Annotated in this window: 10 protein-coding genes; 8 read left to right on the top strand and 2 right to left on the bottom strand. The window is 46.9% G+C overall.

The features are described 5' to 3' along the window. Nucleotides 1–25 precede the first annotated feature (25 nt). The 4 genes from rnr to recR all read left to right on the top strand — a co-directional run bounded on the left by rnr (nucleotide 26) and on the right by recR (nucleotide 5622). Nucleotides 26–2506, top strand: a complete 2481-nt coding sequence (rnr, locus tag O3682_RS04705) for a ribonuclease R (protein ID WP_371508717.1) — start codon at nucleotides 26–28, stop codon at nucleotides 2504–2506. A gap of 80 nt (nucleotides 2507–2586) precedes the next feature. Beyond that, the gene (locus tag O3682_RS04710; RefSeq protein WP_371508719.1) at nucleotides 2587–2934 is read left to right on the top strand and encodes an ArsC family reductase; all 348 of its coding nucleotides are present in this window, start codon (nucleotides 2587–2589) and stop codon (nucleotides 2932–2934) included. A 145-nt stretch (nucleotides 2935–3079) separates the two neighbouring features. After that, nucleotides 3080–4933, top strand: a complete 1854-nt coding sequence (locus O3682_RS04715) for a SurA N-terminal domain-containing protein (RefSeq protein WP_371508721.1) — start codon at nucleotides 3080–3082, stop codon at nucleotides 4931–4933. Between the two features lie 83 nt (nucleotides 4934–5016). Further along, nucleotides 5017–5622 (top strand): recombination mediator RecR, encoded by a 606-nt coding sequence (gene recR / locus O3682_RS04720; RefSeq protein WP_128582772.1) that lies wholly within the window; start codon nucleotides 5017–5019, stop codon nucleotides 5620–5622. A gap of 62 nt (nucleotides 5623–5684) precedes the next feature. Here the strand turns inward: recR and O3682_RS04725 are convergent, their stop codons facing one another. Continuing rightward, nucleotides 5685–5972 carry a hypothetical protein gene (locus O3682_RS04725; RefSeq protein WP_070608287.1) on the bottom strand — a complete coding sequence of 96 codons (288 nt, stop codon included), beginning with the start codon at nucleotides 5970–5972 and terminating at the stop codon, nucleotides 5685–5687. A 214-nt stretch (nucleotides 5973–6186) separates the two neighbouring features. Here O3682_RS04725 and O3682_RS04730 point away from each other — a divergent pair, with 214 nt between their 5' ends. From O3682_RS04730 to O3682_RS04745, 4 genes are all read left to right on the top strand, one after another. After that, the gene (locus O3682_RS04730; RefSeq protein ID WP_371508723.1) at nucleotides 6187–7437 is read left to right on the top strand and encodes a lipoprotein-releasing ABC transporter permease subunit; all 1251 of its coding nucleotides are present in this window, start codon (nucleotides 6187–6189) and stop codon (nucleotides 7435–7437) included. After that, entirely contained in the window at nucleotides 7430–8113 is a 684-nt protein-coding gene (gene lolD, locus O3682_RS04735) for a lipoprotein-releasing ABC transporter ATP-binding protein LolD (protein WP_371508725.1), read from the top strand. Before O3682_RS04730 ends, lolD begins: the two co-directional genes overlap by 8 nt. A 132-nt stretch (nucleotides 8114–8245) precedes the next feature. Beyond that, nucleotides 8246–10009, top strand: coding sequence for an exodeoxyribonuclease V subunit alpha (gene recD, locus O3682_RS04740; protein ID WP_371508726.1), 1764 nt, complete (start codon nucleotides 8246–8248; stop codon nucleotides 10007–10009). Nucleotides 10010–10105: 96 nt separating this feature from the next. Next, entirely contained in the window at nucleotides 10106–11305 is a 1200-nt protein-coding gene (locus O3682_RS04745) for a hypothetical protein (RefSeq protein WP_371508728.1), read from the top strand. A 94-nt stretch (nucleotides 11306–11399) separates the two neighbouring features. On the opposite strand, the gene hslR is transcribed toward O3682_RS04745, so the two are convergent. After that, a complete protein-coding gene (gene hslR / locus O3682_RS04750) occupies nucleotides 11400–11801 on the bottom strand; it encodes an Hsp15 family ribosome-associated heat shock protein (RefSeq protein WP_003679090.1) in 402 nt (133 codons plus the stop codon). Nucleotides 11802–11949 lie beyond the last annotated feature (148 nt).

Raw genomic sequence — 11949 nt, forward strand, 5'->3', positions numbered from 1 at the left:
TAAAAAAAGAATGTCAACTATCAAAATGAACAAAAATACTAAATCTTTAAATTTACGAGAAAAAGACCCGTATTTGGAGCGGGAGAAACAACGTTACGCTCATCCGTTGCCCAGCCGTGAATGGGTCATTGAATTATTGAAACAAAAAGGTGTGCCGACAAAAATTGAAGCTTTGGCACATGAATTGTCGATTGCAGAAGATGAATATGAATTCTTCGAGCGCCGTCTGAAAGCGATGGCGCGCGATGGCCAGGTGTTGATCAATCGACGTGGCGCGGTGTGTGCGGCAGAAAAATTGGCATTGGTTAAATGCCGTGTCGAAGCGCATAAAGACGGTTTTGGTTTTGCCGTGCCGCTTACGCCGACAGACGAGGGCGATTTCGTTTTGTATGAGCGTCAGATGCGCGGCGTGATGCACGGAGATATTGTTACTGTGCGTCCTGCCGGTATCGACCGCAGAGGCCGTCGCGAAGGTACGGTTTTAGATGTGGTGGAGCGTGCGCAGTCTAAAGTGGTCGGCCGTTTTTATATGGATCGCGGCGTGGCCATTTTGGAGGCCGAAGATAAGCGTTTGAGCCAAAGTATCGTGTTAGAGCCTGAAGGCGTGGCGAAATTTAAACCGCAATCCGGCCAAGTGATTGTGGCTGAAATTGAGACGTATCCTGAAGCGCATCGTCCTGCTGTGGCTAAGCTGATTGAAGTGTTGGGCGATTATGCCGACAGCGGTATGGAAATCGAAATCGCTGTACGCAAGCACCATTTGCCTCATCAATTCAGCGAAGCATGTGTCAAAGCTGCGAAAAAAATTCCCGATCATGTGCGTAAAACCGACTTGAAAGGGCGCGTGGATCTACGCGATTTGCCTCTGGTAACCATTGACGGCGAAACTGCGCGGGACTTTGACGATGCGGTTTTTGCCGAAAAAATCGGCCGTAATTACCGCTTGGTGGTGGCGATAGCTGATGTCAGTCATTATGTCCGCCCTGATGACGCGATTGATGTAGATGCTCAAGAACGCAGTACCAGCGTGTATTTCCCGCGCCGTGTGATTCCAATGCTGCCAGAGAATTTGTCCAACGGCATCTGCTCGCTCAATCCTGATGTCGAACGCCTGTGTATGGTGTGCGATATGGTGATTACTTATGCCGGCAATATCAAGGAATACCGTTTCTATCCGGCAGTAATGCGTTCGCATGCGCGACTGACTTACAATCAAGTTTGGGACTGGATTTCAGACGGCCGGGATCATCCGTTTAAACCGCAAATTGATACTCTGTATAAATTATTCAAAATCTTGCAGAAAAAACGTTTCGAGCGTGGCGCGGTTGAATTTGAGAGCGTTGAAACCCAGATGATTTTTGACGACAACGGTAAAATCGACAAGATTGTTCCCGTTGTCCGCAACGATGCGCACAAGCTGATTGAAGAATGTATGTTGGCGGCGAATGTTTGCGCGGCAGAGTTCTTGCTGAAAAACAAACATACGGCTTTATTCCGCAATCACTTGGGCCCGACTCCCGAAAAACTGGCTACTTTACGCGAGCAGCTTGGTTTGCTGGGGCTGAGTTTGGGCGGCGGCGATAATCCGACACCGAAAGACTATGCTGCGCTTGCCGAGCAATTTAAAAACCGTCCGGACGCGGAACTGTTGCAAGTGATGATGTTGCGTTCTATGCAGCAGGCGGTTTATGAGCCGCATTGCGACGGCCACTTTGGTTTGGCTTATGGTGCATATGCACACTTTACTTCGCCTATCCGCCGTTATCCCGATTTGACAGTACATCGTGCCATCAAGGCTGTATTGAACGGACAAACTTATCAGCCTAATAAAACCTGGCAGGCATTGGGCGTACATACCTCGTTCTGCGAGCGTCGTGCCGATGATGCCAGCCGCGATGTGGAAAACTGGCTGAAAACTTATTATATGCGCGATAAAGTCGGCGAAGTCTTCAGTGGCAAGATTTCGGGCATGACCAGCTTCGGTATTTTTGTAACCTTGGACGATATTCATATCGACGGCTTGGTACATATCAGCGATTTGGGAGAGGATTATTTCAACTTCCGTCCTGAAATTATGGCGATTGAGGGCGAACGCAGCGGTGTCCGTTTCAACATGGGCGATACGGTCACTGTAAAAGTTGCGCGTGCCGATTTGGATACCAGCAAGATTGATTTGACCTTAATCAGCGGCGGTTCAGTCGGTAAGAAGCGCGGTGGTAGAAAAGCAAAACCTGTGAGTAAGCCGACAGCTGCTGACAAGCCTGTCGAAAAGCGTAAGCGTAAACTTTCGGCTAAAGAAATCGATGAAGCGTTGGCTGCTCCCGTGAAGGCAAAGAAGGGTAAGGTAAAAAGCAAACCTGCCTCCAAGCCTGCCAAGCCAAGCAAACCTAAAGCCGCAGGCAAGAAAAAAGCGCAGGCGAAAATAGCTTCCGTCAAAGCCGGGCGTAAAAATAATGCTCAAGGCAAAAGCGTGAAGATTAAAGTGAAGAAAGTAGCTAAGAAATAAGCTGTATTCAATTCAGGCCGTCTGAAAAGTTTCAGACGGCCTGAATTCGTGATTTACGAATAAAACTAAGGATAAATAAGATGATAAAACTGTACGGTATTCCCAATTGCGATACGGTTAAAAAAGCGCGTAGTTGGTTGGTGGAAAATGGAATCGAGTTTGAGTTTGTAGATTTTAAGAAAAACGCCCCGACTGCCGAATTGATTGATAGCTGGCTGGAGCAGGTAGCTTTGGAAATTTTGCTCAATAAAAGAGGCACGGCTTGGCGCAAATTGGATAAAGATGCGCAAGAATCTGCCGCCACAAAAGAAGGGGCGATTGCTTTGATGGTAGAAAATCCCAGCATCATCAAGCGACCTGTATTGGTCAAAGAAGGACAGGTTCATGTCGGATTTTCAGTAGAAGCGTATCAGGAAATTTTCGGATAAGGCATTTTTAGGTTTTTAGGCCGTCTGAAAAAGCAAGCCTCGAAAAAATACGTTACAATACGCGCTTTGAGCCTGTTTTCAGGATTTTAAGATTTTTGCGGCAGCATTTTCCGGCTGCCGCGCCAAACTTTTCTTTCGGATAAATATGTTCCATATTGTTGAAAAATATAAAACACCCGCCCAGATTATTTTAGGTGTCATCGGTCTGACCTTTATCGGATTCGGTGCCAATAACTTGTCTTCGCCGGGTTCTGATTACATTGTCAAAGTCGGGGATGAGAAGGTCAGCGAGCATGCTTTACAGATTGCGATACAAAATGAGCAGGCTGCCGGCAATAATGCGCCTTCGCGTGATGCTATATTCCAATCTTTATTGCAACGTGCTTATCTGAAGCAGGGCGCCAAGCTGATGGGCATCGCTGTATCTCAGGAACAAATCAAGCAAGTTATCGTGGATGATCCGAATTTCCATGATGCTTCCGGCAAATTCAGTCAGGATTTGCTCAAGAAGTATTTGGATCAGCGCAAAATGACCGAGGATCAGTTTGTTGAAGATATCCGCGAACAGTTCCAGTTGCAAAATCTGTTGAATTTGGTGCAAAACGGTGCGTTGGTCAGCGATGAGCAAGCGCGTCAGTTGATTAACCTGACCCAAGCCACCCGTACCATCCGTTCATTTACGTTCAGCCCTGAAGCATTTGCGGCACAAGTAAAAGTAGATGATGCGGCTTTGCAAAAGTATTATGAAGCGCATAAGAAAGATTACTTGATTCCTCAAGCCGTTAAGCTAGAATATGTGGCTTTGAACATCAAAGATTTGGCTGACAAGCAAACCGTCAGCGCGGAAGAAGTACAAAAAGCTTACGACAGTAAAAGCGTAGATTTGTCGCCAAGAGCCGAAATTGCGCATATTTTCATTCCTGTTATGCCTAACGGAGATGAAGCAAACAATGCGGAAATTAAAGCAGAAGTGGACAAAATGGCTTCAGAGCTCAAAGCGCACCCAGATGCTTTTGTCGAACTGGCAGCCAAGTACTCCAAAGATTTGTCCAGCAGCAACAAAGGTGGCAATTTGGGCTACCTGAGCAAAAGCGGCGGTAGTGGCTTTGGACCTGAATTCGATAAAGCGGCGTTTGCATTGGGCAAAGGCGAAGTCAGCGATACCGTTAAATCATCTTTGGGTTATCACGTTATCAAAGTTTTGAATGTCGAAGCTGAGCCGACTTTGGAACAAGCCAAAGCGCGTATCGAAGTAGCCTTGAAACTGAAAAAAGCAGCTTCTGCCTTTAATGCTGCGAAAGAAAAACTGGGTGAAGATACCTTTAATGATCCATCTTCTTTGGCAAAAGCAGCCGCCAATTCAGGTTTGAAAGTGGAAAGCCTGGATGAATGGGTAACCAAAGCAGGCGCGAAAGAAGCCGGTTTGCCTGAAACGTTGATTAATGCGGCGTTTAGTGATGATGTACTGAAGAAAAAACACAATTCTGAAGTGATCGCCATCAACAATGATACCGTTTGGGTCATTCGTGCGAAAGAAGTGCGCGAAGAGAAAATCGCACCATTTGCGGAAGTTAAAGACACTGTCCGTGCAGCATATCTGCGTTCTGAAGCCGCCAAACTGGCAGAGAAAAAAGCCCAGGAAACTTTGGCCGCATTGAAAGCCGGTAAAGCTGCCGATGTTCAATGGTCGCCTGTTTCTCAATTGAGCGCACAAGATGCACGTAAAACCATGTCTCCGGAGGCTTATGCAGCTTTGCTGAAAGCGCGTCCTGTCGGCGGCAAACCTGCGTATACATTGTTGGAAGGTATGCCTGCACCGGTGATTATGGAAGTTCAGAGCGTTTCTGCTCCTGAAAATGCCGATTCACAGATTCCTGCTGCCAAACAGGCTTTGGTTCAGCAGCTTTCTGCCAATGTGTTCGATAATTTACTCCAGTATTTGGGTAAGAAAATCGATCGTAAGCAAGGTGCACAGCAAGTTAATAATGCTGCCGAATAAGCAGAGTATTTGAGTAGGGCAGCCGGATGAATTCCGGCTGTTTTCTTATTTTTAGCTATCTTTTTAAAAGGCCGTCTGAAATCATGAGTAAAAATCCTGATGCCTTTGTCCGCTTGATTGATGCATTAAAAATCCTGCCTAATGTCGGCCCGAAATCCGCTCAACGCATGGCTTACCAGCTTTTACAGTACAAACGCGAAGAAGCGCAGGAGTTGGTGGATGCTTTGCAATTTGCCTTGAGACAGGTGCAGCATTGTCGGATGTGTAACACATTTTGCGAAGGCGATTTGTGTGAAATTTGTGCGGATGAAAAACGTGAGAAAAGCCGCTTGATGATTGTGCATATGCCGGCGGATGTTTCCAGTATGGAGGCGGCTAATTGCCATGATGGCCTGTATTTTGTTCTGATGGGGCAAGTCAGTCCGGCGCAGGGCATGGATATTTCGGCAGTAGCGTTAGATAAACTGGTTGCCCGTTTGCAGGCGAGTGATATTGAGGAAATTATCATTGCAACCAACTTCACAGCTGAAGGTGACGCGACAGCGTATGTATTGGCGGAATTGTTTAAAAATCTTCCTTATAAAGTCAGCCGGTTGGCAAGGGGAATCCCTTTAGGCGGCGAGATGGAATATGTGGATGCCGGTACTTTGGCTCAGGCTGTTTACGACAGAAGAAATATCCAATCTTAAATGCCAATATAAAAAGGCCGTCTGAAAATCTTTCAGACGGCCTTTTTATCGATTAAATCAGATTATTTGCAGCTGACGCCTTGAATTTGAGGCGTATCGCCGTTGCCGACTTTGAATGCGCATTTGGTTGCGCTGCTGCCGGATACGGTAACAACACCGTTTCCGCTGTTGAGGCTGACAGGTTCTTTTACACCCATGCCGACAGCAGTAGCTGCCAGTTTTTGAACATCGGCGTCGGAGTAAGCGGTATTGTTTGAACTGATTTTGATTTCTTTGGCGGCATATGCATTGAGGCTGAATGACAAACCTACAGCTACGGATACGAGAGCCAAGAATTTCTTGCTGTTCATTAGTGTATTTCCTTTTTGATGGTGACAAAGTGTGTTACAGCTTCAGAATAAGGGTGATTGGCCGATTGTGCAAGTTTTTCGGCGGAATTTACGGGAAGATACATGGTTTTACATACACTTTATCCCTGAATACTACATCAGTCGGGCAATCGGACGACCTGTCGGTTTTACGGTACAATAAGCCTTTTTTGACAAACGAATGAGGCATTTTTGAATGGCTTCTTTAGAAACTTGGATAGGCTTGCGCTATTTGCGTGCGAAAAAACGCAACGGCTTTATGTCATTTATTACCATGATTTCAATCGCCGGTATCGCCTTGGGCGTAACGGCGCTTATTGTGGTGCTATCAGTGATGAACGGATTTCAGAAAGAGATACGCGGTCAATTGTTGAACGTGGCGCCTCATGCGGAAATCGGCTATTACGATGTCGGTAGTGCGCCGGATTGGCAGAATTTGCGCGAATTTGTAAAAGGCAAAAAGGAAGTGTTGGCCAGCGCGCCTTATGTTTCCGATCAGGCTTTACTTGCCAACGCCGGTGAAGTGCGCGGTGTGCAGATACGCGGTATTTTGCCGTCTGAAGAAAAAAATGTCGTCGATTACGGCAAAGATATGCCGGCCGGCAGTTTTGACGATTTGAAGCCGGGCGAGTTTGATATTATTTTGGGTCAAGGGCTTGCTGAGGCATTGGGAACGGAGATTGGCGGCAAGGTTACAGTGATTACACCAGAGGGTAACGTTACCCCTGCCGGCGTAGTACCGCGCTTGAAGCAGTTTAATGTAGTCGGTGTGGTAAAGACAGGTGTTTATGAAGTCGATAATACCTTGGCCATGACGCATATCAAGGATGCACAAGTCTTGTATCGACTGGGAGAAAATGTCGGTGGGCTGCGTTTGCGACTGGCTGATCCGCAGAATGCACCATCTTTCATTGCCAAGTTGATTCCTGATGCTAAAAAAGATGAAGTATGGGTGCGCGACTGGACGTTTAATAACCGCAGCTATTTTGAAGCCGTTGAGTTGGAAAAACGCATGATGTTCATCATTTTGACACTGATTATCGCGGTTGCTGCGTTTAACCTCGTCTCTTCTTTAGTTATGGCGGTAACGGAAAAACAAGCCGATATTGCGATTTTGCGCACTTTGGGTTTATCCCCGGGCGGCGTCATGAAGATTTTCTTGGTACAGGGTGCTTTCGCGGGGTTCTTTGGTACGCTTGTTGGTGTCGTATGCGGTGTATTGCTGGGTTGGAATGTCGGCAAGATTGTCGCGTTTTTTGAAGACCTGTTCGGCGTACATTTGATTAACTCGCAGGTTTATTTCATCGATTACCTGCCTAGCGATGTGAATTTAAAGGATGTCGCCGTTATTGCCTGCATTTCGCTTGGCTTGGCATTTATTGCCACACTGTATCCGAGCTGGCGTGCTGCAAAAACCCAACCTGCGGAGGCTTTGCGTTATGAGTAAGACAATTTTGAAATGTACTGGCGTTGGCAAAAGCTATAATGACGGCGCATTGAATGTACAAGTGTTGAATCATTTAGATTTTGAAGTTGCCGAAGCGGAAAGCGTGAGTATCATCGGTTCGTCAGGCAGCGGTAAATCTACATTGCTGCACCTTCTCGGTGGCTTGGATATGCCGTCTGAAGGCAAGGTAATATTGATGGATCAGGATTTGGGCGGTTTGAGCCAAAAACAGTTGGGCGAGTTGCGCAACCGTTATTTGGGCTTTGTGTATCAGTTCCACCATCTATTGCCTGAGTTTTCTGCTTTGGAAAATGTCATGATGCCGCTTTTAATCGGCAAAATGCCCAAGGCAATGGCTGAGGAGAAGGCTGTAAAGATGCTGGAAAAGGTTGGCTTGGACAAGCGTATGCTGCATCGTCCGAGCGAACTTTCCGGCGGCGAGCGTCAGCGTGCGGCGATTGCCCGTGCTTTGGTTAATGAGCCTAAATGCCTGTTGGCGGATGAGCCGACGGGGAACCTTGACCGTAAAAATGCGCAAAATGTGCTGGACATGATGCTGGATTTGAAACGCGAATTGAACACCAGCCTGATTGTGGTGACCCATGATGACGAGCTGGCTGAGCGTTTCGACAGGGTAATGACCATGAAAGACGGCAGTCTGCAAGTGTTGCAATAAGGTTATTATTTCAGGCAAATATTTTATGCTTTGAACGGTATAATAGAGGCCGTCTGAAAAATAGGTTTTCATTTATGGAAACGCTGTTTTTCAGACGGCCTTTCTTTTTTCCGTATCAATCAATCCTGAGCCATGAATCCGACCGACTCTATCCTTTCCTCTGCCGCAGATGCGGCCATAGCGTTTTTCCGCCGCCACGAAGTACAGGGTGCATCCGTTATTGAGCCTTATGTGGTTCGACTGTTTGCAGCTTTGCAAAATGGGCATTCGTTTATTTACTTGGATAAAGCGGATGTTGATGCCTTAAGTAACTTGCCGAATTTGGTCGGCAATGTGGACAAACCGCTTATCCTGCAAGGCCGGAAATTGTTTTTAGGGCGGATGTGGCAGTTGGAGCATGATTTGGCTGTCGAAATCAAACGGCTGGCAAGTGCCGAGGCGGAAGAAGTGAATTTCATGGCGGCTTCAAAAAGCCTGAGCGACTGGTTTGATACTAAAGACAGCAAAGAGCAACGGGATGCTGCTGCTTTGGCCTTGCTGCAAAACTTTATGCTGATTACCGGCGGGCCGGGTACGGGGAAGACGACGACTGTCGCAAAGCTTTTGGGTCTGATTTGCAATAACAGTACGAAGCTGCCCCGTATCGCGTTGGCGGCGCCGACGGGCAAAGCGGCTGCGCATATGGCACGGGCTTTGCAGCGTGCTTTGGACGGTTTTGATTTGTCTCCGAGCGTCAAAGCGCATTTGGAAAACTTGGAAGGGCAGACTGTTCATCGTTTGTTGAAACTGCGTCCGCCGCAAATGCGCCCTGCGTTTAATCATGAATATCCGCTTGCTTTGGATGTTTTGGTGGTGGATGAGGCCTCAATGTTGGATTTGCCGCTGGTGTTGGATTTGTTGCGTGCCGTGCCGAGCGGTTGTCGTTTGGTGTTGCTTGGCGATGAAAACCAGTTGCCGTCGGTTGGTCTGGGTGCCGTATTGGCGGCGTTGTCGCGTCCGACAGCTTTGGATAAAGAAACTGCTGAAAAGTTGGAAGTTTATCTGCCCAATCATGGTTTTGAGATTAAAGAGCGGCCTCAGGCTTTATCGCAAAACAATGCCAAATTGACGTTCAGCCACCGGTTTGGTGCAGACAGCGGTATCGGCTGTTTGGCAAGGGCGGTGGTATCCGGGGAAAAGCAAACTGCGGTCGAACAGTTTGACAAGTTCCCCAAAGAATTGGAAATGAAATCAGGCCGTCTGAAAGAGCAGGTCGCCTTGCTGTATCAAAAGCAACAGGATTATTGGCAGGCTGTGGCAGAGAATAATGTTGCACTCGCTTATGGTCATGCGGCCGATGTGGTGGTATTGGCGGCTTGGCGGCAGGATGCGGATGATTTGAATCAGGCTTATCAAGAATACTTGCAACGACAAGGTAAGGTTTCGGGCGAAATGCCTTGGTTTGCCGGACAAATCATCATGATTACGCACAATGATTACATGCTGGAAGTGTTTAACGGCGACATCGGGCTGATTATGAAAGATGAAGAATCGTTGAATGGTTTGTCTGCCTATTTTCCTGAGAAAGATGGATTCAAAAAAATTGCCATCAGCCGTTTGCCTGATTTTGAATCGGCTTTTGCCATGACGGTGCACAAGAGCCAAGGTTCGGAATATCGGGAAGTATGGCTGTTGCCCCCGTCAGTGCCCGCAACAACGGAAAGCGAAGAGGAAGCCCGAGGTTTGGATAAGGCTCTGCTTTACACAGCCATTACTCGTGCGCGTGAACGTTTTGTGTTTTGGGGAAATGCGGAGGAATTGTGTCAGGCTGTGGGATGCCACCAAAAACGCAGGACGGCATTGGCCGATGCTTTGGAATGGCAGTTTGAACAGCCTGATGAGCAGGCTTCCGTTTGACCTGAATCAAGAGGCCGTCTGAAAGAGGATAAAGCGTTTAAATCTGCTTGACTGATTACACTAATTTACATACGATAAAAATTATTAGTAAATAAAATGAATGATTTATACAAAATTCATAGTTTTGTACGCTTTATCGAATACTTCACTTTCAATACCTTCTTTTGGAGAGTCGGCATGAAATTTCAAACCAAACTGATTGCAACCTGTATTTTATTGGCTTCATCGTCTTATTCTTTGGCAGAAAATGCTGATGGCGGACGTGATGCGGCGGCTTTGTCCACCACCAACGATTACGTCAATTCCGGCAGTATTATTCGAAAAGACGACGATAAAATCAGTATTTTCAATGATTTGTTGACTGTGAATGGTGGCTTGCGCGTGCGTGCGGATACCAAAGATATCAATGCCAACAACAGCAGCATCAATCCGACGCCTGAAGACACCAATGCCAACTTTAATGCAGAGTTTTGGTTACGCGCGAAACTGTACAAAGATTGGAAATTGGTTGCGCAAATCGAGCCGAATATTGATTTGGAAACCGGTAAGTTCAACGGCGATCATGATGTTCCGGTGAATAAACTGTATGCCGAAGGTACTTTGTACAACAATATTAAAGCGCGTGTCGGTAAATTTGGTGCGTTCTCTTCATACGGTCGCGTATGGGATACCGAAGTAACCGGCGGCGAAATTTTCTTCGACAATAAAACCCTGCCTACTAAAATCTATGCGGGTCGCCGTACTGGCAATCTGAACGACAACGCATGGGGCATTGGCGGCCGTCGCAGACATTTTGCCGCGGTTCAAAGCATGTTGCCTGTGAATGAGAATATCAACGTCGGCGCAACCGTTAGCTACATGAAAGACATCGATGTACGCGGTGCGAAGAAAAATGCGGTCTTCGGAGAAATCGGTACGGACATCAAGTTTAATGATGATTGGTATTGGATGGCAGCAGTCAGCAAGTCCAATATCAAAGCCTATAATGATGCCGGACAAAAAATCAAAAATGATGGCGTGTTCACTGAAGTACGCTATAAATTGGCCGACTGGAACGTCCGCAATTCTTACGATGTATTCTTGAACTACCGCCGTGTCGGTTCGTTGTCCGGTGTCTCTTCCGTTGAGGATTACAGCAAAAACGTCCAAGGCGTGCAAATCGGTGCGACCTATATTCCTTGGAAAAACTGGAAACTTAAAGGCTTCTATTTGGCCGGCAAACAGGTTACGCCTACTGTCGGCACGGATAAGCAGGACGTAAACGTTATTCGTGGTCAGTTAGAATATAAATTTTAATCATCACAAATAAAAAACAGGCAGGATGTCCTGCCTGTTTTTAGTTTTCAGACGGCATGGATATAGGGCCGTCTGAAACAATGGATAAAACGCTTTACCAGCTATCGCGCTTCATACGGTCAAGCTGGCGACGGTCGCGTTTGGTTGGGCGTCCGTCCGGATAAGCAGCACTGATGCGGCTGGCTTGGTCGAGCTGTTTTTGAGCTTCGCGTTCGGCAGCCGTTTTCATGTCTTCTTCGTAGAGTAAACGCGCTTCCGGTGCCGGTCGGCGTTGATGATTGAGCGCGGCAACTTTGAATTTATAGGGCAGGGAGTTCAAAGTCATGTCGATGGTGTCGCCGGCAGAAATATTTTTGCTGTTTTTCACCTTTGAGCCGTTTACCAAAACCCTGCCCAGCTCAATATGTTTTTGTGCCAGCGCACGGGTCTTGAAAAAGCGCGCGGCCCACAGCCATTTGTCCAAGCGCATGGACGAATTGTCATGATCGTTTTTCATAGCCTGTTTGAAATGATTGAACTGAATTGAAGTTTATCATAAGATACGGCACTTCATTCATTTAGTGCAGATATACTATTTCTTTGTTAAAGGCCGTCTGAAAGATTTTTTATTGCAAAAGATGGCAGTTTCCCTTTGAGAAATGCTG

Source organism: Neisseria sp. 27098_8_112 (genome assembly GCF_041433235.1).
Taxonomy (GTDB): domain Bacteria; phylum Pseudomonadota; class Gammaproteobacteria; order Burkholderiales; family Neisseriaceae; genus Neisseria.